At 72.0% G+C, this 25,676-nt stretch carries 22 protein-coding genes; 8 read left to right on the top strand and 14 right to left on the bottom strand.

Annotation, left to right across the window (positions count from 1 at the left end; translation table 11 throughout):
* Positions 1-53: 53 nt before the first annotated feature.
* The gene (locus tag OG485_RS39550; RefSeq protein ID WP_328673494.1) at positions 54-1,136 is read right to left on the bottom strand and encodes a DNA polymerase III subunit beta family protein; all 1,083 of its coding nucleotides are present in this window, start codon (positions 1,134-1,136) and stop codon (positions 54-56) included.
* A gap of 101 nt (positions 1,137-1,237) precedes the next feature.
* Positions 1,238-3,286 carry a serine/threonine-protein kinase gene (locus tag OG485_RS39545; RefSeq protein WP_328673493.1) on the bottom strand — a complete coding sequence of 683 codons (2,049 nt, stop codon included), beginning with the start codon at positions 3,284-3,286 and terminating at the stop codon, positions 1,238-1,240.
* Between the two features lie 628 nt (positions 3,287-3,914).
* On the opposite strand from OG485_RS39545, the gene OG485_RS39540 reads away from it, so the two are divergent.
* Positions 3,915-6,185 (top strand): FUSC family protein, encoded by a 2,271-nt coding sequence (locus tag OG485_RS39540; RefSeq protein WP_328673491.1) that lies wholly within the window; start codon positions 3,915-3,917, stop codon positions 6,183-6,185.
* Positions 6,186-6,345: 160 nt separating this feature from the next.
* Here OG485_RS39540 and OG485_RS39535 read toward each other — a convergent pair whose 3' ends face one another.
* From OG485_RS39535 to OG485_RS39520, 4 genes are all read right to left on the bottom strand, one after another.
* Positions 6,346-6,900: a TIGR03086 family metal-binding protein gene (locus OG485_RS39535; protein WP_328673488.1), complete on the bottom strand. Its 555-nt coding sequence runs from the start codon at positions 6,898-6,900 to the stop codon at positions 6,346-6,348.
* Positions 6,901-6,929: 29 nt separating this feature from the next.
* Entirely contained in the window at positions 6,930-7,439 is a 510-nt protein-coding gene (locus tag OG485_RS39530) for an SRPBCC family protein (protein WP_328673487.1), read from the bottom strand.
* A complete protein-coding gene (locus tag OG485_RS39525; RefSeq protein ID WP_328673484.1) occupies positions 7,436-7,798 on the bottom strand; it encodes an ArsR/SmtB family transcription factor in 363 nt (120 codons plus the stop codon). The genes OG485_RS39530 and OG485_RS39525 overlap by 4 nt, the downstream gene beginning before the upstream one ends.
* A gap of 126 nt (positions 7,799-7,924) precedes the next feature.
* A complete protein-coding gene (locus tag OG485_RS39520) occupies positions 7,925-8,434 on the bottom strand; it encodes a molybdenum cofactor biosysynthesis protein (RefSeq protein ID WP_328673483.1) in 510 nt (169 codons plus the stop codon).
* Between the two features lie 156 nt (positions 8,435-8,590).
* On the opposite strand from OG485_RS39520, the gene OG485_RS39515 reads away from it, so the two are divergent.
* On the top strand, positions 8,591-9,169 hold the full coding sequence (locus tag OG485_RS39515; RefSeq protein ID WP_328673481.1) for a hypothetical protein: 579 nt from the start codon (positions 8,591-8,593) through the stop codon (positions 9,167-9,169).
* Positions 9,170-9,273: 104 nt separating this feature from the next.
* Positions 9,274-9,720, top strand: coding sequence for an SRPBCC family protein (locus OG485_RS39510; RefSeq protein ID WP_328673479.1), 447 nt, complete (start codon positions 9,274-9,276; stop codon positions 9,718-9,720).
* A 126-nt stretch (positions 9,721-9,846) separates the two neighbouring features.
* On the opposite strand, the gene OG485_RS39505 is transcribed toward OG485_RS39510, so the two are convergent.
* Positions 9,847-11,151, bottom strand: coding sequence for an AI-2E family transporter (locus tag OG485_RS39505; protein ID WP_443048867.1), 1,305 nt, complete (start codon positions 11,149-11,151; stop codon positions 9,847-9,849).
* Between the two features lie 105 nt (positions 11,152-11,256).
* Positions 11,257-11,415, bottom strand: a complete 159-nt coding sequence (locus tag OG485_RS39500; RefSeq protein WP_328673477.1) for a hypothetical protein — start codon at positions 11,413-11,415, stop codon at positions 11,257-11,259.
* Positions 11,416-11,468: 53 nt separating this feature from the next.
* Here OG485_RS39500 and OG485_RS39495 point away from each other — a divergent pair, with 53 nt between their 5' ends.
* A complete protein-coding gene (locus tag OG485_RS39495; RefSeq protein WP_328673475.1) occupies positions 11,469-14,312 on the top strand; it encodes a SpoIIE family protein phosphatase in 2,844 nt (947 codons plus the stop codon).
* 133 nt (positions 14,313-14,445) lie between these two features.
* Here the strand turns inward: OG485_RS39495 and OG485_RS39490 are convergent, their stop codons facing one another.
* Positions 14,446-15,273 carry an alpha/beta fold hydrolase gene (locus tag OG485_RS39490; RefSeq protein ID WP_328673473.1) on the bottom strand — a complete coding sequence of 276 codons (828 nt, stop codon included), beginning with the start codon at positions 15,271-15,273 and terminating at the stop codon, positions 14,446-14,448.
* A gap of 377 nt (positions 15,274-15,650) precedes the next feature.
* On the bottom strand, positions 15,651-16,538 hold the full coding sequence (locus tag OG485_RS39485; RefSeq protein ID WP_328673471.1) for a GntR family transcriptional regulator: 888 nt from the start codon (positions 16,536-16,538) through the stop codon (positions 15,651-15,653).
* A gap of 297 nt (positions 16,539-16,835) precedes the next feature.
* On the opposite strand from OG485_RS39485, the gene OG485_RS39480 reads away from it, so the two are divergent.
* Complete coding sequence (locus OG485_RS39480; protein ID WP_328673470.1) at positions 16,836-18,269, top strand: cellulose binding domain-containing protein; 1,434 nt, start codon at positions 16,836-16,838, stop codon at positions 18,267-18,269.
* Between the two features lie 87 nt (positions 18,270-18,356).
* Here the strand turns inward: OG485_RS39480 and OG485_RS39475 are convergent, their stop codons facing one another.
* The 4 genes from OG485_RS39475 to OG485_RS39460 form a co-directional block, all read right to left on the bottom strand.
* The gene (locus OG485_RS39475; protein WP_328673467.1) at positions 18,357-19,283 is read right to left on the bottom strand and encodes an SGNH/GDSL hydrolase family protein; all 927 of its coding nucleotides are present in this window, start codon (positions 19,281-19,283) and stop codon (positions 18,357-18,359) included.
* Between the two features lie 277 nt (positions 19,284-19,560).
* Positions 19,561-20,211 carry an acetoacetate decarboxylase family protein gene (locus tag OG485_RS39470; protein ID WP_328673465.1) on the bottom strand — a complete coding sequence of 217 codons (651 nt, stop codon included), beginning with the start codon at positions 20,209-20,211 and terminating at the stop codon, positions 19,561-19,563.
* Positions 20,208-21,920 (bottom strand): GMC family oxidoreductase, encoded by a 1,713-nt coding sequence (locus OG485_RS39465; RefSeq protein ID WP_328673463.1) that lies wholly within the window; start codon positions 21,918-21,920, stop codon positions 20,208-20,210. The genes OG485_RS39470 and OG485_RS39465 overlap by 4 nt, the downstream gene beginning before the upstream one ends.
* Complete coding sequence (locus OG485_RS39460) at positions 21,920-22,570, bottom strand: TetR/AcrR family transcriptional regulator (RefSeq protein ID WP_328444730.1); 651 nt, start codon at positions 22,568-22,570, stop codon at positions 21,920-21,922. The genes OG485_RS39465 and OG485_RS39460 overlap by 1 nt, the downstream gene beginning before the upstream one ends.
* A 256-nt stretch (positions 22,571-22,826) precedes the next feature.
* Between OG485_RS39460 and OG485_RS39455 the strand changes: the two genes are divergently transcribed.
* The 3 genes from OG485_RS39455 to OG485_RS39445 all read left to right on the top strand — a co-directional run bounded on the left by OG485_RS39455 (position 22,827) and on the right by OG485_RS39445 (position 25,400).
* Complete coding sequence (locus OG485_RS39455; protein WP_328673460.1) at positions 22,827-24,164, top strand: flavin-containing monooxygenase; 1,338 nt, start codon at positions 22,827-22,829, stop codon at positions 24,162-24,164.
* Positions 24,165-24,348: 184 nt separating this feature from the next.
* Complete coding sequence (locus OG485_RS39450; RefSeq protein WP_328673458.1) at positions 24,349-24,864, top strand: SigE family RNA polymerase sigma factor; 516 nt, start codon at positions 24,349-24,351, stop codon at positions 24,862-24,864.
* 8 nt (positions 24,865-24,872) lie between these two features.
* The gene (locus OG485_RS39445; protein WP_328673456.1) at positions 24,873-25,400 is read left to right on the top strand and encodes a hypothetical protein; all 528 of its coding nucleotides are present in this window, start codon (positions 24,873-24,875) and stop codon (positions 25,398-25,400) included.
* Positions 25,401-25,676 lie beyond the last annotated feature (276 nt).

Here is a 25,676-nt window from a genome sequence, read left to right as displayed (position 1 = left end):
CAGGGGCCGCCGGATCCGCGACGGGCAGCGGTGGCGCGAGGCCGTCCCCGCACTCAGTCCTCCAGACGGACCGGCATCAGCATGGAGAACGTGTGCTCGTCGTCGGGCCGTCGGATCGCGATGGGCGCGGTGGGGGCGCCGATCTCCAGGGCCAGCTGGTCGCGGGCCGCCGCGGCGAGCGCGTCGAGCAGGTACTCACGGTTGACGGCGACGTGATTCTGATCGCTCCAGCGGTCTTCGCCGACGGTCACCGTTCCGTCGCCCGTCACCTTGAGCAGGGTGAGGTCGGCGGGGGTTCCACCCGGTCCGCTCGCTTCGCTCGTCACGACGGGACCGGTCTCCACCGCTTCGCGGAAGGTCCCGGCATCGACCAGGGCCCGGTGGCCGTCCGGCACCCGGACGAGACGGCGGTAGTCGGGGAAGTCGTGGTCGAGGCAAGGACCGGCCGTCTGCCCGTCCCCGCTCTCCAGCGTCACGCGGCCACCGTCGACGGCGAGCCGGACAGGCTCCTCGCCGCTCAGCAAGGCCCGCATCGCGTCCACGAGCGGGGTCGGAACGATGATCTGCACACGGGTGTCGTCATGGCCGCTGGTGCCCGCCCGTGCGACGGCCATCCGGTACCGGTCCGTGGCCACGACGTCGAGTGTCCCGCCCTCGATGTCGAACAGGACACCGGCGAGCATCGGCAGCTCCGGGTCCCGGCCGGCGGCGAAGCGGACCGCGTCCAGCGCGCCGGCGAGTTCCGGCGCGGCGACGGACAGACGGACGACGGCGGTACGGGGCGGTGTCATGGGTTTCTCCCTGCTTTCGAGAAGTGCTCGGAGCGTGGAGAACTCGTCGCGGGCATCGGCCAGACCCGCCTCCAGGCGACGCACATGCGTCTCCAGCAGCTTGCGCACCAGATCGGTGTCCGCGCTGGACCAGCCCGCGAGCACCAGGCGGATGTCCGCCAACGGCATGGCGGCCCGGCGCAACCGGGCCAGCAACCGTGCCTCGTCCAGCTGCCCGGGGCCGTACCAGCGGTAGCCGCTCACCGGATCCACCCAGGCGGGGACCAGCACCCCACCGCGGTCGTAGAACCGCAGGGCGCTCACGCTCAGTCCGCTGTCCCGGGCCATCTCGCCAATGCTGCGCATCTCGCTCTCCACACCCACGACCCTGCGCCCTCGACCATGTCGAGGGTCAACCCCGTTCATGCTCGGAGACCCGGCCGGGCCCGGGGCGGGGCGGGGCAGGGTCAGGCCGGACAGTCGGCCAGGGTTGCGGCCGTGCCCCAGCGGATCATCAGATAGCCGGAGCCGCCTCTCTTCGCCACGGCGTAACGGGAGTACGGCCACGCGTCGCCCGCGCTGTCCCGCTGCCGCACCAGAGCCCGGCACGCCTCGCCCGCAGCCATGCCCGCCCAGTCCGCGGCCTGCTGCTCATTCCACGTCCCGTAGTCCGACCACACATACATCGCCGAGCGACTCGGATCGAAGCCCACCTTGAGCTCCGCGTTGCCGAGCGCGCGATCCGTACCGAGCGCCGTACGCATCCCGTTGGTCCGCTCGATGATCCTGCGGGTGGCGCGGCCCGCGACGCCGATCTCGTCGCGGTCGGTGCTGGGAATCATGGCCTGGCCAAGGCCCTGTTCGTCCGGCTCCCAGCCCGGTCCGGCGCCGGCAGGGCTCACGTCGTCGTCGGCCGATGTGCATCGGGCATCGGTGAGGAAGTCGTCGTCCCAGGTCACCAGCGGGTCATGACCGGTCGCTTCCCTCACCATGACAAAGGCGCGGTACGGCAGTTCCGGGTGCAGACGCAGAACGGACTCCCGCAGCGTCCGGCACATCAGACCGGCGACCTCCGTCTCCGCGTACAGCGTTCCCGCCTCGTCGGAGGTGAGCCGGTACGACAGGTAGACCTCCCCGCGCGACGCGTGGAACCTCACGGTGTTCGGGACGAGGTCGATGGCGTCGCCGAGTTCCCGGACGAGAACACCCTGGTCGCGCAGGACGGCACGGGCCACGTCGTGTTCGCCCTCGCCCCGTGCCGACCTCGCGTCGGCCCAGCTCTCCACACTCGCCGGACGGCCGCTCGTGGCCTGCTCGAGCTTCACCGACGTGCTCGCCCCGGTGCCCGTCCCGGACGGCTGCGGAATGCCGGCCGGGGAGGAGACGGCAGCCGAGGAAGCAGGAGTGGAGGCGCCGGGAGCGGAGGAAGCGGGGACGGAGGAGGCGTTCGACGTCGGGTGGCGGCCGCTCTCCGGCTTGCCGGGCATCAGGGCGACCACTCCGCCCGCCAGGCCCCCGATGACCGCGGCCGCGACAACGAGCACGCCCGCCCATGGTCTTCGCCCGCGTCTCGCGGGCCGTGGCCACGCCGGATCGTCCACGTGAGGCATGTCCCAGACCGCGGTGATCATGTCCTCCGCCCGCGTGAACAACGTGTCGGCCCGCATCGCCTGGATGAGCTGCGCGGCCAGGAGTTCGAAACACTCCTCGGCGGCGTCGGCGGCCGAGGGACGGTCCCCCGGTTCCTTGGCCAGTGCCCGTAGCACGATCTCCCGCAGGGGCGCGGGGACACCGTCCAGGTCGGGTTCACCCGACATCACGCGGAACGCGACCACGTCGGGCGCGCCCGTCCCGAACGGGGACTTCCCGGTGGCCGCGTAGGCCACGAGCGCTCCCCAGGCGAACACATCGCTCTCGGACCCGGCGGCTCCCGTCCGGTACTGCTCGGGACCGATCCAGCCCGGGGTACCGGTGGTGGCTCCGGGACGGGTGACTCTGGTGTCGTCGTCGCCGTGCGCGATGCCGAAATCCAGGACGCGGGGACCGGAGGGCGTGAGGATGACGTTCTGCGGTTTCACATCACGGTGCACCACGCCGGCGGTGTGCACGGCGGCCAGTGCCTGCGCGGTGGCGGCCGCGAAAGCGTACAGACTGGGTCCGGTGACCCGTCCTTGGGCGAGCACGTGCTCGTGCAGCGTCGGCCCGGCGACGTACTCGGTGGCGAGCCACGGCTGCGTGGCGTTCGCGTCGGCGGTGAGCAGCGGGACCAGGTACGGGCCGGTGACACGGGAGGACATGTCGACTTCACGCCTGAACCGGGCCCTGAATTCCGGTTCTTGGGCCTGCGAGGGCTGAATCACCTTCACCGCCACACGCGTTCCGTCGGAGGCCACGCCCGCGTGGACGGTACCCATGCCACCGGCACCGAGACGACCGACGATCCGGTACGGACCTATTCGGGAGGGATCGCCGGCCTGAGCCGGCTGGACTCTTCCGGAGGATCCGGATTCGCTCACTGATGGTTCCTTCGTGCGGGACTGAACAGGTGCGCAGGCGGAGATGTGACGGGTGGTCGGGGTCGGGGGCGGTAACGAGTCGGGGGCGGGCCCGCGTCCCGGCAGGTTGCCCCGACATGCCTTCCGGGTGACTTCCCGTCCGGATGTTATGCGCTCACCCGCCTCCTGGGTAGAGAAACCCCTGATCAGACGGCGCGCTCCCGACCGCCGGGTGACGAGACGCTTGCGGACCGTGTCGCGGGCCCGGACACCGACCGGCCGCCCGTCGGGGCCTGTCCCTTCAACTGCCTTACGAGAGAACCCTGTTGTCGTCTCAACCGACGCGGATTCCTGTCCGCGCGGATCCGATCCGCCGGACAGCCGAGGCGAAGCCGAAGCTTGGCCTCGGGCGAAGCCGAAAGCCGGCCTCGGGCGAAGCCGGCCGACGGGCGGCCTCGGCTCCCCCCGCGTCACAGGAACTCGGCCGACCGACTCGGCCGACCGACTCGGGCGGACGGCCGAGCGGGTCCCGTCCCGCCACGGATCCGGACCCGCGGCGCTGGCGCTGCCCGTGCCTCCCACCCGGTCCCGGTCGACAATGGGCGTACGGCGGGGACGGGCCCGGGGAGGCGCCGGGGAAGGAACGTCCATGCCGAAGCGGCCCCCCTCCCCCGGTCGCGCACGGGCCGCGCGGCAGTCCGCACGGGTCACGGTCGCGTCCGCCACGGGCTTCTACTCGGCTCTCTACGCGCTGGACCAGCCGGTCGTCGCCGTCTACGCCCTCTTCGCGCCGATCGCGCTCGGGGTCCTGTCCCCGATTCCGGGCGGCGGCCGGGACCGGGCGCGGACCATGCTGACCGTGCTGCCGGTGGCCTTGGCGCTGACGGCCCTCGGCACCGCTCTCGCCGTGACGACGGCCTCCGCCGTCGCGGGGATGCTGGTGGTCGGCTTCGCCATCTCCTTCGCCTCCGCGTACGGACCGGCCGCGGCCGGCGCTGTCCCGGGGCTGCTGCTCTTCTACGTGCTCGCGTGCTTCCCGCCGTACGCGCCGGACACCCTTCCGCAGCGCCTCGGCGGCCTGCTGGCCGGTGTCGTCCTGCTGGTCGTGTGCGAGCTGCTGCTCCTGCCCGCCCCGCCCGTCCAGCCGTATCGGGCACGGATCGCCGCCGCCCTGGATCTCGCGGCCGCTTCGGCGTTCGCGTCCGCCCAGGGCCACCGTCGCTCTCCCGAGCGGGCCCGGCGTCTGCGTGAGGAAGGGCTGGCGCTGCGGCTGTCACAGGCGCCACCGGGCTCACGTCCGACGGGAGCGGGCCGCACCGACCGGGGACTGGCGCAGGCCGGAGCCGCGACACGGCGGGTACTGGACCAGCTCGCCCGGATGGCCGAGCGGCCGGACTCCGCCACGGCCGCCGATCCGCCCTCCGAGGAGCTGCTGCGCGGTGTCGCGGCCGGCTGCACCGCGACGGCGGACGCTCTGCGTGGTGCCCGCGCCGTCCCGGGGCCCGAGGCCCTGGAAGAGATGGTCGCCGACTTCGTCGCCGTCCGCGGACGTCCGTCCGGCAGCGGGCTCGACACGGACGCCAAAGCGTCGCAGCGACTGCTGGAGTGCCGGTCCGACCTGCTGGTCACGGCGGCCTCGGCCCTGACCGCCCAGGCGGCGGTGGCCGTGGCGATCGGCGGGCGCCGCGACGCGGCCGGTCTGCCGCCCGAACAGTTCTGGTACGCGGGGCCCTCCACGGCGCGGCTCCTCGCGCTGCGTCTGACCGGCAACCTCACCCTGCGCTCGGTCCTGTTCCAGAACGCCGTACGCACGGCCCTGGGCCTCGGCGCCGCCCGTCTGGTGGCCGGGGCCCTGGACCTCTCGCACGGTTTCTGGGTACTGCTGGCCGTGCTGACGCTGGGGCGCACGACCGCGGGAGCGACCTGGTCCACGGTGCGCTCGGCGGCGGTCGGCACGCTGGTGGGCGCTCTGGCCGCCGGGGTGCTGATCTTCGAGGCCGGCGGCACCGTCGAGGTGTACGCCGCCGTGCTGGTGCCGGCCATGTTCGTGGCGTTCTCGGTGGGGCCGATCGCGGGACCGGCCTGGGCGCAGGGTCTGTTCACCCTGGTCGTCGCCGCCGCCTTCAGCCAGCTCGCCCCGGCCGACTGGCAGCTGGCGGGGACGCGGCTGCTCGACGTCCTGGCGGGCTGCACGATCGGGCTGGTGTGCGGGGTGCTCGCCTGGCCCGCCGGGGCCCACGCCGAGGTTCGGCGCGGTGTGGCGGACATGCTGCGTTCCGCGGCACCCCTGGTGCGGGTCACCGTGTCCGCCGTGGTCCGCGCGTCCGGGACGTCCGGCGCACCCGGGGCGTCCGGGACGCCCGGCGATCCACGGTCTCGGCACGGCGGCACCGATGAGGCGCTCCGGCTGACCCGGCACCGGCTCCGCATCGCCGAGGGTGCCTACGCGCAGTACCGGACCGAGGGAGGCAGGGACGCCGTCGACAGCGGACCGGACTGGCACCTGGCGCTCAACTGCGTGTCCCACGCGGTGATCGGATCCCATTGGCTGCCCCGGCAGGCGTACGGCCCGGCGCCGCCCGAAGCGGTCCGGTGGGCGCGCGAGTCCGCGGGGCGACTGGCCTCGGCGATGGACAGCGCGGCGGCCTTCCCGCCCGGTGGCGTCCGGGCGGCGCCGGTGCCCCTTCCGCACGAGGTCGTCTCCGCCGCCCCGGCCCCCGTCCTGCCCGCGCTGGTCGACATCGACACCTGGCTGCGGACGCTCGCGGCGGAGCTGACGGCGATCGGCGGGAGCCGTCCGGACGGGCCGCCGCCTCCGGTCCGAGGCGACGGAACGCCACCGGCGACCAGCGGCGATGCCACGGCCGGTACAGCCGCGATGCCACGGCCCGTACAGGAGGGTGACGGCGCCGGTAAGTGAGCGCGCCCACGGCCGGCACGGCGACTCGTCCGGAAAGGTTCCCCTCCGGGACGGTGCTCCTTCCCTGACGACACCCCTTCCCGGAGGGCACCCGTCTCTGACGGTTCCCCGTCCGGGAACGGCGCCCGTTCCCGGACGGTGCCCCTCCCCGGAGGGTTCCTCAGGGATTGCGTCCGATGAAGGCGAGCAGGCGCGTCTGTACGTCGGCGGTCTCCGGGACCTCGACCCGTGGCCCGTACTGCCCGCTCCCGCGCAGCACGTCGTCGAGGGGCAGCATGCCGTCGAGCATCCGGGCGCACCTGCCGGGGTCGAGGTGCTCGTCCTGGCCGCTGGCGCGTGCCAGGTCCCAGGTGTGCATGAAGACGTCGGCGGTGTAGAAGCGGTCGACCGCCTGGTCCAGCGGGACCTCGCCGATGTGCGGGTTCGACAGCGTTCTGTGCGCCGTGGCCGGATCGTCGAGGAGTGCCTGCACTCCGTCGCTGTGCACCGTCCAGGCCTTCACCGGGTCGTCGTCCACCGACGGCCCCTTCGGCAGTTCGACCCCGGCGCCCGCCTTCAGGAAGTCGGGGAACCACTCGACCAGGTGACGCACCACGTCCCGGGCGACCCAGCCGTCGCAGGGCGCGGGGTTCTCCCAGGTCCCGGGGCGCACTCCGCGCACCCGTTCGGTGAAGACCTCGGCGACAGTGCGGTGCTCGTCGGCTGCGCTCGTCATGATCTCAAGCCTTCCGTCTCGGTTCTTCTTCAGGCGTTCCCGCTCCGGCGGCCGCCGAGCAGTTCGTCGAGGCGCTCATGCCCCTCGCGGACACCGCGTTGCATACCGCTTCTGATCATCGCGTCGCGGGCCTCGACGGACGCCATGAGCGAGGTGGTGGTGACCCGGGTCCGGCCGCCGAGGTCCTCGAAGAGGGTGGTCTCCAGGCTGACGCCGTCCGGGAAACCGTCGTAGGCGAAGGTCTGCACGATGCGCTCGTCGCGGCGCACCTCGTGGAACACGCCGCGGAAGCCGTACTCCGTCCCGTCCGCCTCGCGATGCGCATAGCGGTACGAGCCACCGGTACGCGCCTCGTACACGTCGATCCGCATGGTCAGCCGACGCGGGCCGAGCCACTGCACGACGAGATCGGGGTCGGTGTACGCCCTGAACACACGCTCCGCGGGGGCGTCGAACTCCCGGGTGATGAGGATGGTGGGCAGCGCCGGGTCGGCCACGATCCGCGTCTCGTGCCGGTCGCTCCGGTGCGCGGTGCTCATGATGCCGCCTCGTTGCCTGAGGTGCCTTCGCCCTGCTGGTCCCCCATCTGTTCGAGGACGGCGTCGAGCCGGCGGAAACGGTCCTCCGCCTCGCGGCGGTAGCGTTCGATCCATCGCGTCATCAGGTCGAAGACCTCGCCTTCGAGGTGGCAGGGCCGACGCTGGGCGTCTCTGCTGCGGCTGACCAGACCGGCGTCCTCCAGCACCCGGATGTGCTTGGACACGGCCTGCACCGTCACGTCGTAGGGCTCGGCCAGTTCGTTGACCGTGGCGTCCCCCGCGGCCAGCCTCGCCACGATGTCGCGCCGCGTCGGGTCGGCCAGGGCCGAGAACACCCGGGACAGCCTCTCGTCGGACACCTCTCACCTCACGTAATCAACCAGTCGGTTGAATAACCGTATGCCCACCCCCCGTCTTAGTCAACCAACTGGTTGGGTACACCTCGCCGGGTCGGCGCTTCGCGCTCCAGCCTCGGCACCCTCGGGTCAGTCCTTCGCGGGTGCCGGCTCCACCACCGTGAACTCGGCGGGCCCTACCGCGAGAGTGCCGTCGGTCAGCGGGCGGCAGCGGATTCCCCCGCCCTCGCGCAGCGCCCGTCGTGAGCCGGGGCCGAGCGTGGTGTCCATCCAGGCGCAGGGCCTGGCCGCGCCGCGCACCGCGAGCAGCACGGGCCCGGTGCCGCAGTCCAGGGAGATCGTCGCCCCGACACAGGCGTCGATGTCCACCCCCCGGAGCAGAACGTTGCGCCGGGTCAGCCGGAGGTCCGCCTCCGCGGCCGCCCCCTGCGGAAAGCGCTCGGCCGCCATGAGGGTGATCGACGCGTTGCGATGGGCCGGACGGTTGAAGTAGCGGTCGCCGACGATCCCGAGTCCGGCACGCACCTGAGCGGTCGCCACCAGTTCCGCGTCGGGCAGCGGGGGCACCCCGTCGCCCGGTCGGCCCTCGAACCGGTGCACGGCCGAGACCAGCAGCTGAAGGACTTCCACACGCACCATCCCGTCGACCCTAAGGGACGTCCGCGTGCGCGGTCCGCGCCGCCGTACGGACGAAGGGCACCGAAGGGGTCGCCTGCCGGACATCCCGCTGACACGGGGACACCCCGCGTGACAGGGTCGGCGGTGATCGAAGACAACAGCGGCAAAGGGGCTTCCGTGGACACGCGAACGTGGGACACGCTGGTCGGCTCGATGAAAAGCGCCTACGTCAAGGGCGTGCGCGAGGGTGCGGCACCCCGGCCGGTCATCATGCCGCTCGTGCGGGGCGAGCTGGTCGGTCTGGTCTGGGTCCGCCCGACCGAGCCCGGGGCCGACGCGCTCACCGGCATCGCGGCGCTGTCGAACATCGCGGCGGCGGCCGGCGCGGACGAGGTCGTGCTGGCCTGGGAGACCCAGGAGGTCGCCACCGCCTGCGAGCTGCCCGTATCCGGCCCCTCCCCGTGCCTGAACATGGTCCGCGCCACCCCGGACGGGCATGTGCTGCACCAGTTCCCCTACACCGAGAAGTCCTCGTCCGCCGGCTCCGGGAACGCGGACGAGGCCGCGACCGCCCTCGACTGGGACCAGGCCCCCGCGCCGCGGCCGGACGGCGAGCTTCCGCCGCCGGTCGAGGCCGCCGTCGCGTACGCGTTCACCCCGATGGAGCTGGACCATCCCAACCCCTTCGGCGTCACCGTCGTCCTGATGGAGGAGGACGGCTACACCGTGCGCCTGTCCGACGGCTTCGACCACTGAGCCCGCACGCCGCGCCCGCAGCGCTCCTGCCCCCTAGGCTGATCGGGCGCGGCACGGCCGCGCGCCCTCAGCGGGCGGTCCGTGATCGCAGCACAGGAGGAACCGTGTCCGGTCAGTTCGAGGCGACAACCGAGATCAACCGCCCCGTCGAGGAGGTGTTCGCCTACCTCGCCGCCGGCACGAACGACCCCAAGTTCAGCCCCAGGGTGCAGGCGATCACGAAGACTCCGGAGGGCCCGACGGCCGTGGGTACCGTCTTCACCAGCACCGTCAAGGACGCCGGGATGAAGACGGGCCGGGAATTCCGCATCACCGAATTCGAACCGTCCCGCCGGATCCGCTGGGCCGAGGTCTCGAAGAACACCGTCATGGCGAAGGAGGGCGGCTACGACCTCGAGTCCACCGGCCCCCGGACCACCCGGGTACGGATCTTCAACGTCCTTGAGGGCCATGGCATCGGCAAACTCCTGGTGGGCTTCGCGCTGAGCGCGGCCCGCAAGGACGCGGACGCCTTCGGCAAGCGGATCAAGGCAGCCGTCGAGGCCTCCTGATCCTGAGGCACAGCGGGAGCGGGGGACGGGGCTACGGGCCACAGGGCCACGGCGCTACGGCACCACGGGGCTACAGGGCTACAGGGCTACAGGGCTACGACGTAGCGGCGCCGCCGACCGGCGCCGCTACGGTTTTCCGGCCCCGGCCCCGGCGTCCCCCGTCGGCCCGGGACGCCGCTCGGCCGAGGCGGACCGGTGGTCCGGGGAGCGCCCGGCGGGTTCCGGCTCGGGGCGTGCCCGCAGCTCGGTGATCACGGACCAGGCGACCGACACCATCGGTACCGCCACGACGGCGCCGGTCACACCGGCCAGGAGGCTCCCCGCGATGACGGAGAGGGCCACGACGACGGGGTGCAGCCGGACGGCCCAGCTCAGGACGAGCGGGTGCAGGACGTGCCCCTCCAGCTGGCCGATGACGACGATCAGGGCGAGCACGATGAGCGCGACGACCGGCCCCCGGGTGGCCAGCGCGACGATGGTGGCCACGGCGAGCGCGACGGGCGAGCCCACCAGGGGGATGAACGCGGCGAAGAACTCCAGCAAGGTGAGCGGCAGCGCGAGTGGTACGCCCAGGAGGTACAGGGCGATGCCGACGAGGATGGCGTTGGTGGCCGCCACGATGATGATGCCGCGCGTGTAGCCGGCGAAGGTCCGCCAGGCCGCGCGCCCGCCGCGGTCCCACGGGTCCCGCGCGCTCTCCGGCATCAGCTCCTGGAACCAGCGCCAGAACCGGTCCCCGGAGCGGATGAAGAACAGCGAGCAGAACAGCGCGAGCACCAGGCCGGTGACGAACTCCACCGCGCGGCCGGCGCCGCTGAGGGCGCTGCTGATCAGTACGGAACGGTGCTCGGAGACGAACGTGGCCACCTTGCCCTGGAGGTTCGACATCACCGCGTGGCTCACATGGAACGGTGAGCCCTCCAGCCAGCGTTCGATCCGCCCCAGACCCCCGGCGAACTCATGGCCCAGCTTGCCGGACTCGCCCGCCACGACACGACCGACCAGCGCCATCACGCCGAGCACCAGCAGGATGCTCACCAGGATGCTGACGATCACCGCCACGGTCCTCGGCATGCGCCGCGCCAGCAGGTCGGCCAGGGGGCGCAGGACCGCCGTCACGACCAGCGCGAGGAACAGGGCCACGGCGACCAGCTGGAGCTTGCCCAGGAGGGCGAAGACCGTATAGGCGACCACACCGATCACGAGCAGCCGCCACGCGTAGGCCGCGGCCACCCGCAGGCCGTGACGCACCAGGGGGCCCTGGTCGTCTCCGGTGCCGTGCCGCCCGTAGGCACCGGCCGTTCGCGCCCGCGTGACCGTCCAGACGCCACGGGAGGAGCGATTCCCCACGACATAGCGCGTCCGGCGCCCGCCGCGGCCCGTGCCGGGCGCGCCGGGCCGCCGGTGAGGACGACGCGATCCGGCGTTCACCTGTGTGCCACCGTTCTCCCGTCGTCGCGCCCACCCGCCACGCGTGCCCGGACGCGCGCCGGCGCCCGACCTCGGGGAAGCGGCCGACCGGTCCCGGGCCGTCGATCACACGGGCGTCCTGGCCAGCCTGGTGTCGCCCACCGCACCCCGCAACCCGAAGGACACCCGGTCCTCGGCCGCGACCGCCACGCCGACGGCGCGGCGCTTCCGGAGACGGCGGCGGCCCGACCGGCCGCCGCCGTCTCCGGCCCGGGGCACTCCCATCAGCCCGCCATCCCTTTAATGTGATTTACGGTATTGCCCCCTATATTGGGTCTGTGATCAGGCGGCTGGACCTACTCGACACCGCTGACGACGGCATCACGGAAAGCGAGGTCTTCCGGCTCGCCCTTCAGCAGTCCATCGCGGAGCTGGGCTGTGTCGGCGGGGCCGTCTACCTGCGGGGCCCCATGTCGGCCCTGCGTCTGGTGTCCTCCACCGGACTGCCGTCGTCGGTCACGCGCGCATGGGAGATCGTCGACCAGGACGGGCCCACGGCGACCGCCCAGGCCGTACGTTCCGGTGAGCGTGTGTGGGTGGCCGCGCTCCCCGGCGACGTGGCCGAACCCAGCGCGCCGCTGCTGTCGCGGTCCGGCTGGTTCTCCGTACCCCTGGCCTACGAGGGCCGTGTCATCGGTGCGATCACCTGTCTCACCGGTGACAACGAGGAGCCCACGTCCGAGCAGTGGACGTTCCTCACCTCGGTGGCCGACTGGACGACGAACCGGCTGAAGAAGATGCCGGCGCCCGAGCGTCTGCGCACCGACCTCGACGCCACCCCGGTCGGCTCGTGGGAGTGGGACGTGCGCACCGGCGAACTGAAGTGGGACCAGGCGGCCATGAAGGTCTACCAGACCGGGCCGGGGGACTTCGCGCCCGGTGTCGAGACCTGGATGAGGGTGGTGCACCCCGACGACCTCGCGACCACCCTGGCCGCCGTCGAACGCACCGTCCGCACCCACGCGCCGTTCGAGGCCGAGTACCGGGTCCGGCGCGGCGACGGGGGCTACACCTGGACCCGCGCGTCCGGTCACGTCGTGCTCGACGACGAGGGCCAGGTCGTGCGCGTCGTCGGCAAGGGCTGGGCGAGCGACGCAGCGCGCTCCACCCGGGACACGCTCAGCCGTGCCCTGCGGCACATGAGCGACGCCTTCCTGTCCGTGGACGACGACTGGCGGATCACCTTCGCCAATCTGGAGGCGGAGCGCATTCTCGGTTCGGCCGACGAGCAGCTCTTCGGCCGGAACCTGTGGCACCTGCCCGCCCTGCGCCATGTGCCCGACCTGGAGGAGCGGTGCCGGCGCGGCGCCGCGCAGTCCACGGCAGCCGGCTTCGACATCACACTGGCCGACACCGGACGCCGCTACGACCTGCGGATCGTCCCCGTCCCCGGCGGCCTCACGGTGTACTTCACCGATGTCACCGATCGCCGCCGCCGTGAGGCCGAGGAGGCGGCGGCCGTCCGAGCCGCCGCCGAGCGCGCGAGCCGGACGGCGGAGCTGACCACACAGCTCGCGGCGGCGACCACCTCCGCGGACGTGGTGACGGCCGTCGCCCAGCGTGTCCTGCCCCCGTTCGGCGCCCAGGGCCTGCTCGTTCTGGTCCTCGAGGACCAGAGGCTGGTGCACATCGGATCCGTCGGCTATCCGGCCCCCTTCCTGCAGCACATGCAAGGAGCCCACGGCAGGGACCTGTCGGACGCCGGTGCCGCCGGGCAGGCGATCCTGACCGGCGAACCCGTCTTCTGCGCGTCGCGCGAGGAATGGGTCACGGCCTTCCCCGACGCCGGCAGCCTGCCTCCGACCGACAAAGAGGCCTGGGCTTTCCTCCCCCTGACGACCTCCGGCCACACCTTCGGCGTGTGTGTCATCGCCTTCGACACCGCCCGGCACCTCACGGCCGAGGAACGCACGCTCCTCATCACCATCAGCGCCCTGGTGGCGCACGCGCTGGAGCGGGCCCGGCTCTACGAGGCCGAGCTCACCCGCTCCGAGGAACTCCAGCAGGCGCTGCTGCCCCGTGAGCTCCCCACCGTGCCCGAGGCGACCGTGACGGCGCGCTATCTGCCGGCCGGGGAGACCTCCGACGTGGGCGGGGACTGGTACGACCTGATCCCGCTGTCCGCGGGGCAGGTGGCCCTGGTCGTCGGTGACGTGATGGGCCACGGGCTGTCCGAGGCCGCGACCATGGGGCGCCTGCGCACCGCGCTGCACACGCTCGCGGCCCTGGAACTGCCTCCCGACGAGATCATGGGCCACCTCAACGACATCGTGGGCGGCCTGGGCGACCACGCGTACGCGACCTGCCTGTACGCGCTGTACGACTCCACCGACGGATCGTGCACCATGGTGCGGGCGGGCCATCCGCCGCCGCTCGTCGTCCGGCCGGACGGAAGCGCCCACTTTCCCGAGGTCGCCGTCAACCCTCCCCTGGGCGCCGCGTTCCCGCCGTTCGAGACGACACAGCTGCAACTGCCGGCGGAGAGCCTTCTGGTCCTCTACACCGACGGGCTCGTGGAGTCACCGCAGCGGGAGATCGACCAGGGCATGGCCCAGCTCGCCGGTCTGCTCGGGGGTGAAGCCGGTTCTCCCGATCTGGAGGTCCTGTGCGACTCCGTGACCGCGGGGCTGCTCCCGGGTGGGCCCACGGCCGACGACGCCGCCCTGCTGATCGCGCGCCTGCACCACGTGGCCGACCGGCAGGTGGCGTCCTGGGCGCTGTCGGAGGGCCCGGAGGCCGCGGGTGAGGCCCGTCGCCATGTACGGGAGCAGCTCGCCCGATGGCATCTGGACGACCTGGTCATGACGACGGAACTGCTGGCCAGCGAGCTCGTCGGGAACGTCATCCGGCACGCCGGCGGCCCCATCGGTCTTCGCCTCCTGTGCAGCGGAACGCTCGTCTGCGAGGTGTCCGACGCGAGTCTGACGATGCCCCGTATCCGGCGGGCCACGGACACCGACGAGGGGGGCCGCGGGCTCCAGCTCATCAACGCCCTCTGCGAGCGCTGGGGCAGCCGCTACACCCCGGAGGGCAAGGCCATCTGGACCGAGCAGGCCCTTCCCGACGCGGCGGAACCGGCGGACGAGGACCGGCCGGCCGGGTCCTCGGGCCCTCCGTCCTGAGACGCCGGACCTGGACGGTCTCGGCTCCGGGAAACGGCCGGTGCGGCCCGTGAACGCCCCTCGCCCGCATGGTTGTTGCCCCCGTGGGCAGCGCATCGGCCGCGCCACGGGGGCAACTACGGATGTGCCGCGCTCAACTGCGCGCGAAGGCCAGCAGGTCGGCGTTGAACACCTCGGCGAACTTCGGCACCATGGCGAGGCCGTGGGGAGCGCCCGGGTACACCTTGTAGACCGCGTCCTTGACGAGCTTCGAGGACTTGTCCCCGGAGGCCACGATGGGAACGATCTGGTCGTCGTCGCCGTGCACGATGAGGGTGGGGACGTCGATCTTCTTGAGGTCCTCGGTGAGATCGGTCTCGGAGAACGCCTTGACGCAGTCGTAGGCGCCCTTGATGCCCACGGTCATGCCCCACAGCCAGAACTCGTCGCGCGTTCCCTGGGTGACGGTCGATCCGTCACGGTTGGCGCCGTAGAACGCGGCGCTGAGGTCCTTGTAGTACTGCGACCGGTCGGTCTCGACGCCCTTGCGGATCTCGTCGAACACCTCGACCGGCAGACCTTCGGGATTCTCCGCCGTCTTGAGCATGAGCGGTGGGATCGCGCCGACCAGGACCGCCTTGGCCACCCGGCGGGTGCCGTGCCGGCCGATGTAGCGGGTGACCTCGCCACCGCCGGTCGAATGACCGACCAGGATGACGTCCCGGAGGTCGAGTGCTTCGATGACCGCCGCCAGGTCGTCGGCGTAGGTGTCGAGGTTGTTGCCGTCCCAGGGCTGGCCGGAGCGTCCGCCACCGCGCCGGTCGTGGGCGATGGCCCGGAAGCCGTTGTCCGCCATCACCTTCATCTGGGCGTCCCAGGCGTCCGCGGTCAGTGGCCAGCCGTGCGAGAAGACGACCGGCTGACCCGATCCCCAGTCCTTGTAGAAGATCTGCGTGCCGTCCTCGGCCGTGGCGAAGGGCATGTACGGGTCCTCTCGAATCTGGTCCGGAATTCCGCGCTTCGGGCGCTGTCGCTTCGGTTCCGCCGCCGACGCCGTCGGCGTCGCGCGCGGCCGGCCCCTGTCCTGTCGGGCCATGTGGCATCGGCGGCATCGGTGACGCGTACGGCGGAGACTCCCCCGCGACAGCCCTCGGGTCCTGCCCGCCACCAGCTTCCGTGCCAGGCCGCACCGAGCGGCGGACGCACGAGGGTGACAGGACGATCGGCAGCACGAAATGACTGGAATGAGCATGTTGTCCAGATCACACTAGCCCAGGCGCCACACCGCGTCGCGGCGGACGGACACCGGGGCCGAGCCCCCGCACGCCGCTGCGACGGGAGCAGGACCCCCGCTCGCCGTCACGTCGCGGCTCCGCCCTCGCCGGGTCCGCCGCCCTGCCCGAAGAGGCCGCGGGCCACCACGCCCCGGGTGGAGAAGGTGACGGGTTCACCCGGCAGGAAGTCTCCCGGCGGGATCCCGGGGTGATGTCCGTCGCGGGGTGACGACTGCCCGGAGCGGGGACCGAGGGCCAGCCGGGAGACGATGCGGTAGCGGTCCCCGCGGTAGATCGAGTGGACGTACTCCACCGGCCGGCCCGAGGCGTCCGAGGTGAGGCGCTCGAACAGCAGCGCCGGGGACAGCTCCGGCACGTCGAGCAGGCCCGCCTCGTCGCGGGTCAGGACCGTGGGCTCGATCGACTGGACCGCCTCGCCGACCTGGATCCCGTGCCGTTCGCCGAGGTGCTCGTACAGGTCGCCGTTCTCCAGTTCGTCACTGGTCAGGTCGGGCACGAGGCCGGCGGGGACGTGCAGGTACTCGATGGCCATGGGCGAGCCGTCGACGAGGCGGAGCCGTGCCACGTACCGGATGTCGGCAGCGGGAGAGACGCGCAGCCTGCGGCCCACCCGGGCACCGGCGGACACCGTGCTGAACTCCAGGATCCTGCTGGTCCATGTACCCGCGGCCCGGGGCAGGCTGAACGTCCGCCGGTCCGGGACGAGTTCCTGCGTGATCTTCTCAGCGGCCACGAACATGCCCCGTCCGTGTTCACGCACCAGGAGCCCGGCCACCACGAGTTGGTCCACGGCCGCCCGCAAGGTGGGTCGGGACACCCCGAGTTGGGCGCAGAGCGTGCGCTCGGAGGGGATGGCGTCGCCGGGACGGCGTTCCTCGATGAGTTCGAGGATCGTGTCCCGGACCCTTTCCCGCTTGAGTACCGCGCGGGAGGCGGCGGAATCGATCTCCATGCGGGACCTCTCTCGTCGTCGGTGCCGGCCAACTGGTATGGCCCCTGACCCTAACTGGTCCGCCGATTCCCGTGAATTGGTTCCGGCCCGTTTGACCCAACGGTGACGCACACCGCCCTCTTCAGCCAACTTCCCTTGAATACAAGGGGGTTGACGGACGCATTGGTCTATGCCACTTTTCAGGCGACGTCAACTGGTAAGGCCGACCGGCCAACTGGTCAAGCACGGCATGACTCCACGTGTTCCTGAGCACCCCCACCTCCCGCGCCCCGCGGGAGCCCACCGGAAGGAACTCACATGAGAAACCGCCCGTCCACAGGCCGCCGCCGCGTGGCCCTCGCCCTGTCGGCCCTCCTGGGCGGCACCGCCCTGGTGGCCGTTCCGATGTCCGCCCCCGCCGCCGCGGCCGGAGGCCTCGCCGTCCAGTACCGCACCAGCGCGAGCGGTGCCACCGCCGACCAGAGCGAGCCCTGGTTCAAGGTGCGCAACACCGGCTCGGCGTCGGTGCAGTTGAGCCAGGTGAGGATCCGCTACTACTTCAAGGCGGACTCGGCGGGCGCCGCCTACCGCTTCGCCTGTTCCTGGGCCGTCAAGGGATGCGCGAACATCACCGGCACGTTCGGCACACTGGCCCACCCCACCGGAACCGCGGACAGGTACCTGGAGATCGGCTTCACCTCCACGGCCGGCGCGCTGGCTCCGGGTGCCGACACCGGCGACATGCAACTGCGCTTCTACCAGTCCAGCTGGCAGTCCGTGAACCAGGCGGACGACTACTCCTTCAACGGGGCGCAGACCTCGTACGCGGACTGGAGCAAGGTCACCGCCCAGCTCGCCGGAACCACCGTGTGGGGCACGGCGCCCGCGGGCAACGACCCCACGGATCCGACCGACCCCACCGATCCGACCGACCCGCCCGGCGGCGGCCAGGCGCTGTTCGACGACTTCACCTACTCGTCGTACACCGACCCCGCGATCTCCGCGCACGGCTGGAACGTCCGCTCGAACTCCGGCGGTCCCGGGGTTCCCGGCGCGACCTGGGACCCCTCCAAGGTGACGTTCCCCGTCGTGTCGGGCAACACGGTGATGAACCTCCGGACGTCGACCTCGGGCACCGCCGAGTCCACCCGGCAGACCGAGGTCGTCTCCAGGAGCACGAAGTTCAGGAACGGCACCTACGCGGCGCGGGTGAGGTTCTCCGACGCTCCCGAGTCCGGCCCCGACGGCGATCACCTCGTGCAGACGTTCTTCACCATCAACGACCTCACGGCGCCGATGGCCGACGACTACGCCGAGTACGACTTCGAGTATCTGCCCAACGGCGGCTGGGGCGAGCCGGGCAACATCCTCTACACGACCTCCTGGGAGACGTACAACCCCGATCCCTGGCAGGCCGTCAACCAGCACACCGAGGCGCGCCAGAGCTACGCCGGCTGGCACGACCTGGTCCTGACCATCGACAGCGGCAGCATCAAGTACTACATCGACGGACAGCTGTTCGGCACCCACGACGCCCAGTACCTGCCCGAGCGGCCCATGTCGATCAACTTCAACCAGTGGCTGATCGACCTCGCCGGGCAGACCTCGACCGGGGCCCGCGCCTACAACGAACAGGTCGACTACGTCCTGCACGTCAAGGACCAGGTCCTCTCCCCGGCCCAGGCCGCCTCGAAGGTGGCCGCCTACCGCGGTGCCGGAACCGCGTTCGTGGACGAGGTACCGGCTCCCTGACGCGGCCTGTCCGCAGGGCCTGTCGGCGAGCGTACGGGCGCTCGCCGACAGGGAGGTTCACACGGCGGGTGCGCCGACCGGAACCGGTCAGCCGCGGTGGCCCGCTCCCCGGCTCAGCCCGGCCAGCACCGCGCGCGCCATGGCCTCCTGGCCCTTGGCGTTGGGGTGGGCCGGAGCCGCGGGCGAGGTCGGGCGCAGCGGCTCGATCCAGCGGTCGGCGGGCGCCTTGCACATGTCGTGGCCCACGGTGGGCCTGTAGGTGTCCACGTACTCGGCCCGGTTCAGGAAGGCCACGGTGCGGAGCATCAGGTTGAGCCGCTTGCCGGTGTCGCGCAGATAGGGGAAGTCCTTGGCGGCGAACGGCACCGTCGGGTAGCAGCCGCTGCCGTCGTCGGGCAGCAGGTCGGGGTAGCCGACGACGACCACGCGGGCGTGCGGCGCCCTGGCGTGTATCTCCCGCAGCACCCGGGCGACCTTGGGAGCCGTCTGGAGGATGTTCACGGTGAGCTGGTCGTAGCCCGCGGCGCCGTAGTACTGCTGACAGGGGTTGCCCGCGAGGTCCTTCGAACTGAGCCCGGCACAGGTGGAGATGATCGGGCCGAAGCCCATGTCGTTGCCGCCGATCTGCAGGGTCACCAGGTCGGTGCCGTGCTTCACCGCGTCGAGCTGGGGTCCGTTGGTCCCCTGCGCCTTCCACATCTCGTCGGTCTTCGCGCCGGAGCAACTGACGTCCGTGAACGAGGCGACCTTGCGGGCGGCCGCGGTGATCGAGGGGTAGTTGTGGTCGGAGCGCGCGCAGTTCGCGTCGACCTGCTGAGGGATCAGGGGCCCGGAGGTGTACGAGTCGCCGAGCGCGACGTAGTCCACGCCATGCGCCGTGTGCCCTTCGCCCGCTTCGGCGGGGGCCGCCGCCGCGACGCCGGCGACGAGCGCGCAGCTGCTCAGCGCGGCCCCCAGCGCCAGGGCGCCCCGTCGCCTGGGACCGGCGTTTTCCGGACGCGTGTGATCGTTCATCGTGCCCCTCCCCTGAAGCCATGACAGCCTGCTGAACGGGTACCGGCGTGCCGCGGCGCACGGGTTTCGCGGCGCCGCGGCAGGCCGGACGGCTCCTGCCCGGCAGACCCAACCTGGTCTGTATACCGGCCGGTAGGCCGCCGGAACAGGGGTTGATCGCCCTCCACTTGTCCAACTCTCGTCCCCCGCGCACCGGTTCACCGTGTGTGCGTACGCTCGATGAGCACGGGGTGACGCTGGGCGACGGATCGCGCCGGCCGGGATGGTCCCGCGCGGCCTACGGCGTGGGTGCCTGCCGCGCGGACGCGCCGGGGGCGGCGTCGCCGAACCGGATGGTGAAGTCGTCCAGGGTCAGGCTGAGCAGGGGCGGGCGGCGGCCCAACTCCCCCAGCGGGCCGTCCTCTTGCGCGCTCCAGCGGGCCCGTGCCGTTCGGACGGCGGAGCGCGAGCGGACGGAGCTGGTCTTCAGCGTGCCGTCGAGGGTCTGCGTGACGCGATAGGTGAGGGGCCAGCGGCCCGGCAGCCGGCGGCCGGGTTCGAAGGACGCGGTGGCCAGGACGCCCTTGTCCGTCGACGCGCCGGCCCGGACGCCGGCGGCCCGGTCGATGTCGAAGTCCGCCATCTCCTTGGGGATGCCCCACAGTTCCCTGCCGCCGGCCATCGAGGCGGCGCTGTCCACCCAGATGTCGGTGACGCAGACCCGCGGGCGGCGGCCGTCCCGTACGAGGACGGCCCGGAGCAGTTCGTTGTAGTGCAGGACGCTGTCGTTCTCGTAGACGACCCAGGCGGCGCCGACCGCACCGCGCCCGGCGATGGTGACCGGCCGGGTGCCGTCCGCCACCGGGGGCAGTTCGCGGGCCGGCACCAGCCACAGCGACAGATACATCTGGCCCGCCAGGTGCCAGGGTTCCTCGGGGTAGGGCGTCACGGGGTGTCCTTTCCGGTGGGGGGTTCCAGCGGCAGTGCCGCCGGTGCGCCCGTGGGCACGGCGGGGTTCCTCGGCGCTACCGGCCGCACCCGGCGGTAGGGCAGACCGGGTTCGGGCCGGGGGTCCGCCTCGCCCTGGTTGGGCCACAGGGCGACGGCCCGCTCGGCCAGGGCGGTGATGGTGAGGGAGGGGTTCACACCGAGGTTCGCCGAGATCGTGGAGCCGTCGATGACGTGCAGGCCCGGATGCCCGTGCAGCCGGTGGTAGGGGTCGACGACACCGGTCTCGGGGTTCTCGCCGACGGTGCATCCGCCGATGAGGTGTCCGGTGGTGGGGATGTCGAACAGATCACCCCAGGTGCCGCAGGCCTGGCCGCCGATGCGCTCGGCCGCCGTGCGGGCCGCCCGGTGTCCGGCGGGTATCCAGGACGGGTTGGGGGTGCCCTCGCCGGGGCGGCTGGTCAGCCGCCTGCGCCCGGTCAGGGTGCGGCGGAGGTACGTCGTCACGGAGTTGTCGAGGGTCTGCATGACCAGCAGGACGACGGTCTGCTGGGACCAGCGGCGCGGGTTGTGCAGGCTGGGCAGGTCGCGCAGGTTGCGTGCCATCGCGACCAGTCCGGTGAGCAGCCGGGAGCGGCCGCGGACGGGGTCGACGAGCAGGGCGCCGAGCAGCCCGAGCAGATTGCTCCCGCGGCCGTAGCGGACGGCCTCGACGTGTGTGTTCTCGTCGAGGTGCACGGAGGAGGTGATGGCGACGCCGCGGCTGAAGTCCGCGGCCTTGTCCCTCGACCGGACGCCGAGGATGGCCTCGGAGTTGGTGCGGGTCAGCCGGCCGAGGCGGGGCGACACCCGCGGCAGGGAACCGCCCTCCCGCAGCCGGTGCAGCAGCCGCTGGGTGCCGAGGGCGCCCGCCGCGAAGACGACGTGCCGGGCGGTCAGGGTCCGTACGCGGCGACGCGGGCCTGCGCCGGTGCGTACCGAGGTGACGGCCCAGCCCTCACCGTGCGGGGTGACGTCGGTGACCGTGCGCAGGGCCAGCACCTCGGCGCCGGCGCGTTCGGCCAGGCCCAGGTAGTTCTTGGGCAGGGTGTTCTTCGCGTTGTGCCGGCAGCCCGTCATGCACGCGCCGCAGTGCAGACAGGCGTTGCGGTCCGGCCCCGCGCCGCCGAACCAGGGGTCCGCGACGCGGGCGCCGGGTGCCGTGCCGGGCGGCCCGAAGTACACGCCGACCGGCACGGTCCTGAAGGTGTCCGCGCGGCCGAGGTCGTCCGCGGTGTCCTTCAGGAGCCGGTCGGCTTCGGTGAACAGGGGGTTGTCGGTGACGCCGAGCATGCGGCGGGCCTGGGCGTAGTAGGGCGCGAGTTCGCCGCGCCAGTCGGTGATGGCGGCCCACGGCGAGCCCTCGTAGAAGGCCTCGGGCGGCTCGTAGAGCGTGTTGGCGTAGCCGAGGGAGCCGCCGCCGACGCCCGCGCCGGTGAGGACGAGGACATCGCCGAGCAGCGTCATGCGCAGGATGCCCGTGCAGCCGAGGCGGGGGGCGAAGAGGTAGTCGCGCACGTGCCAGGAGGTTCGGGGGAAGTCGCCGTCGGCGAAGCGGCGTCCGGCCTCCAGGATCCCGACGCGGTACCCCTTCTCGGTGAGGCGCAGCGCGGTGACGCTGCCGCCGAATCCGGAGCCGATGACGAGTACGTCGTAGTCGGGTGTGTCCATCAGGGCCCCTTCGGTACGAAGTCGGCGAGGACCGGGCCGATCAGGCGGGTGATGTTCGCCCGGCGGACTTCCGGGTGTTCGCCCGCGAGGCGCACCGGTCCTTCGAGGCCCAGGGTGTGGGCCGCGAGCGCGAGGTGCGGCAGGAGGACGAGCAGCAGGGACAGCAGGGCGTCGACGTCGGCCCCCTTGCGCAGGTCGCCGGTCTCGACGGCCCGCTCGACCAGGGGGCGCAGACCGGCGAGGTACATGTCCTGCACCGGGGCGCGTACGGCGTTGCGGACGGCCGGGTCGAGCTCCATGTTGGTGGCCGCGGTGACCCCTCGTTCCAGCGGGTGGCCGGCGAAGTAGTCGAACCACGCCTCCAGGGCGTCGGTGAGATGGCGGGAGAACTCCGTGGAGCCGTCGTATCCGTCGAGCCAGGGCCGCATGGCGGCGTAGACGCGCAGGGAGGTCTGCTCGGCGACGTAGGCGAACAGGTCGAGCTTGCCCTCGAAGTACTGGAACAGCGAGCCCTTGGCCACGCCGGCCTCGCGGGCGATGACGTTGAGGCTCCCGGTGGAGTAGCCGTGGGTGCCGAACTCGTCCATCGCGGCGACCAGGACCCGTTCGCGCCGTACGGGTGACAGCCGGGTCCAGGTGGAAGTGGGCATGCGTGCTCCTGCGTATGACCGGGCGGTCATGTGACCGCCCGGTCATCGTCGGCGCGGTGGACGCGCCCTGTCAACGAGTCCGGCAGGAAAGGGAGTCGGCGGGCAAGGATCGCGGGGCCGGCACCGTCGGTCCTTCGCATGCCCGAACTCCCGCTCTCGTCAGGGTCATTGACACGGCGGCCCGACGGACAGCAGCCTGTGACCGCCCGGTCATGTGACCGGGTGGTCACCGATGTGGGGTCAGGAAGGGGCGGCCATGGACAGGGTCTGTGTGATCGGGGCGGGCTCGTCCGGGATCGCCGCCTGCCAGGTGCTGGCGGAGCGCGGGATCGCGTACGACTGCTACGAGACCGGCTCGGAGGTCGGCGGCAACTGGCGTTATCTGAACGACAACGGGATGTCGTCCGCGTACCGCTCGCTGCACATCAACACCTCGCGCCAGATCATGGAGTACGCGAGCCTCCCCATGCCGGAGGACTGTCCGGTCTATCCCAGCCACTTCCACATCGCCCGGTACTTCGACACCTTCGTGGACCACTTCGGGCTGCGGGCGTCGATCGCGTTCCGCACCGAGGTGGTGCGCGCCGAACCGCTGCCCGGCGGAAAGTGGGGCGTCACGACCCGCCGCCTGGACTCGGGTGAGACCGCCGAACGGGTCTACGGTGCCGTCCTGGTCGCCAACGGTCATCACTGGAAGGCCCGTTGGCCCCGGCCGTCCCTTCCTGGAGCCGAGGAGTTCACCGGCTCGCAGACGCACTCGCACGACTACCGGACACCGGAGCCCTTCGCCGACAAGCGCGTCCTCGTCCTCGGCATCGGCAACTCGGCCTGCGACATCGCGGTGGAGACCTCACGGGTGTCCCGGCGTACGGTCCTCGCCATGCGCCGCGGTGCGCACATCCTGCCCAAATACCTCTTCGGCGTACCCACCGACCATCTCACCGGCTCCTGGCTGTCACGGGCCCCGCTGTCCGTTCAGGAACAAGGCCTGCGGCTTCTGCTGCGGCTCAGCCGGGGCCGGCTGAAGGACTACGGGCTGCCGACGCCCCGGCACCGCGTGCTGGGCGCCCACCCCACCATCTCCGACGACCTGCTCTCGCGCCTCGGCCACGGCGACCTCACGGTGAGACCCGCTCCCGTGCGGCTGGAGGGCGACCGGGTGACGTTCGAGGACGGAAGCGAGGAGGTGATCGACGCGATCGTCTACTGCACGGGCTACGACATCGCGTTCCCGTTCCTCAAGGACGAGGTGATCGATCCGTCCGGCAACGACATCGAGCTCTACCACCGGGTGGTCGCGCCGGACCGTCCCGGCCTCTACTTCATCGGACTGGTCCAGCCCCTCGGAGCGATCATGCCGCTCGCGGAGGCGCAGGCGCACTGGGTGGCCGATCTCCTTCAGGGCCGCTGCGCGCTGCCCGGACCCGAGCGGATGCGCCAGGAGGCCGGCGCGTACCGCGCGAGGCTGGCACACCGCTACGTCACCTCGACCCGGCACACCATCCAGGTGGACGCGCAGGCCTATCTCCGGGAACTGCGGACGGAACGGCGCAGGGGCGCGGCCCGGGTCCGGCGGGGGACCACCGGCCGCTGAGAGAGCCACGCGCCAAGCAGCCCACAACCCCGTCCACGTCCCCGCCCGGCGAGGCATCGTCGACGCACGCCCACACCTCGGCCTCACCCCGCGTGATCCAGATCACGTGACATCGGTGCATAGCAGGGCGCCCCCCAGCGTCTTTCCCCAGGTGTACGAGCCGGCAAGTGCGGGGACGGTGCGGATGGAACAGGCAAGAGCCGAAGGGACCGACGGCTTCGACGGGTTCGTCGCGGCCCGTTGGTCGGCGTTGTTCCACCTCGCGCGCCTATTCTGCGCCGGCGACCGGCACCGCGCCGAGGATCTGCTCCAGGAGGCCCTGGTCAAACTCTGGTTCGCCTGGCCGAAGGTGGCCGACGAGGCGCCCGAGGCGTACGTACGGAAAGTCCTGGCCCGCGCCGCCGCCCGCTCCGCACGGCGGCGGTGGTGGGGCGAACGCCCCGTGGAGGCGCTGCCGGACGTCGCGCTCACCGGCGACGAGTCCGCGGCCGTGGTGGAGCGCTCGCGCCTCGAAGCGGCCCTCGCCCAACTGCCGCCCCGGCAACGGGCGGCCGTGGTACTGCGCTACTACCAGGACCTGCCCGAGAAACAGGTCGCGGAGGTCCTGGGCTGCCCGCTGGGCACCGCCCGTTCCCACGCGTCACGCGGTGTGGCGCGACTGCGCCAGATCCTGGCGGATGTCATCGAGCCGGTGGGGTGAAGAGAAGAATGGACCAATTCGAGCGGGAGTTGGCGCGGATGATGCGCGACGCCCAGGAACAGACCCCCTTCGAGCCCGCACAGCAGAACAGCCTCCGGGAGGGCGTCCGCGTCCGCCGCCGGATCCGCGCGGCGCAGAAGGCGGCGAGCTGCGTCCTGGCCGCCGCCGGGATCTGCGTCGGCGTGTTCCTGCTGCCGCACGCCCCGGACCGCGACCGCCCCCTGGGTCCCGTGCCGCGGCCCACGACCACCCCCACCTCCCCGTACGTGACCCCGTCACCGACCCCGTCGTCCAGCGGGACACCCAGCGAGTCGGCCACCGGCACGGCCGAGAACACCACCGGGACCTCCGGTCCTCCCGAGACGCCCACCACGACGGAGAGTTCGACCTCGGTCGCCTCCGAACCCGGCGACACGGCCACAGCCACGACCCGCGCGCCCGCCACCCAGCCGGCGACGCCGAGCCGGACCCCGACGTCCTCGCCGCCTCCGTCGCACCTCGAACCCTCGTCGTCGGACGGGACAAACACCGGTTAGTCCCGGCACCAGCTCCGCCGGCGCAGTCCCCGGCCGCACAACTCCCCATCCGCACCCCCGTCGACGCGGTTCGGCCGCGAGCGTCTCCGACCTGCCCCACGACAGCACACAGAACAGGACACACCATGACGAAGGCATTGCGGTCCGCACCCACGGGCTTCCAGGGTTTCGCGGATTCCGAAGGCCGCGAGAGCGTGGAGAACTTCGGGGAACACGACAGCGGGCCGCCCTGGGAACGACGGCCGGGCGAGCGAAGGTCCGCGGAAGGGATTCCCC

Origin of the sequence: Streptomyces sp. NBC_00328, assembly GCF_036139655.1 — a bacterium.
In the GTDB taxonomy this organism is placed as follows: Bacteria; Actinomycetota; Actinomycetes; order Streptomycetales; family Streptomycetaceae; genus Streptomyces.
This window is presented reverse-complemented; position numbering and strand designations above follow the sequence as displayed.

Excerpts from the sequence above, each read along its gene's own strand:
- OG485_RS39550 (WP_328673494.1), bottom strand. The coding sequence starts at position 1,136 with ATGCGCAGCATTGGCGAGATGGCCCGGGACAGCGGACTGAGCGTGAGC.
- OG485_RS39540 (WP_328673491.1), top strand. The coding sequence starts at position 3,915 with ATGCCGAAGCGGCCCCCCTCCCCCGGTCGCGCACGGGCCGCGCGGCAG.
- OG485_RS39535 (WP_328673488.1), bottom strand. The coding sequence starts at position 6,900 with ATGACGAGCGCAGCCGACGAGCACCGCACTGTCGCCGAGGTCTTCACC.
- OG485_RS39530 (WP_328673487.1), bottom strand. The coding sequence starts at position 7,439 with ATGAGCACCGCGCACCGGAGCGACCGGCACGAGACGCGGATCGTGGCC.
- OG485_RS39520 (WP_328673483.1), bottom strand. The coding sequence starts at position 8,434 with ATGGTGCGTGTGGAAGTCCTTCAGCTGCTGGTCTCGGCCGTGCACCGG.
- OG485_RS39500 (WP_328673477.1), bottom strand. The coding sequence starts at position 11,415 with ATGGGAGTGCCCCGGGCCGGAGACGGCGGCGGCCGGTCGGGCCGCCGC.
- OG485_RS39490 (WP_328673473.1), bottom strand. The coding sequence starts at position 15,273 with ATGCCCTTCGCCACGGCCGAGGACGGCACGCAGATCTTCTACAAGGAC.
- OG485_RS39485 (WP_328673471.1), bottom strand. The coding sequence starts at position 16,538 with ATGGAGATCGATTCCGCCGCCTCCCGCGCGGTACTCAAGCGGGAAAGG.
- OG485_RS39480 (WP_328673470.1), top strand. The coding sequence starts at position 16,836 with ATGAGAAACCGCCCGTCCACAGGCCGCCGCCGCGTGGCCCTCGCCCTG.
- OG485_RS39475 (WP_328673467.1), bottom strand. The coding sequence starts at position 19,283 with ATGAACGATCACACGCGTCCGGAAAACGCCGGTCCCAGGCGACGGGGC.
- OG485_RS39465 (WP_328673463.1), bottom strand. The coding sequence starts at position 21,920 with ATGGACACACCCGACTACGACGTACTCGTCATCGGCTCCGGATTCGGC.
- OG485_RS39460 (WP_328444730.1), bottom strand. The coding sequence starts at position 22,570 with ATGCCCACTTCCACCTGGACCCGGCTGTCACCCGTACGGCGCGAACGG.
- OG485_RS39455 (WP_328673460.1), top strand. The coding sequence starts at position 22,827 with ATGGACAGGGTCTGTGTGATCGGGGCGGGCTCGTCCGGGATCGCCGCC.
- OG485_RS39450 (WP_328673458.1), top strand. The coding sequence starts at position 24,349 with ATGGAACAGGCAAGAGCCGAAGGGACCGACGGCTTCGACGGGTTCGTC.
- OG485_RS39445 (WP_328673456.1), top strand. The coding sequence starts at position 24,873 with ATGGACCAATTCGAGCGGGAGTTGGCGCGGATGATGCGCGACGCCCAG.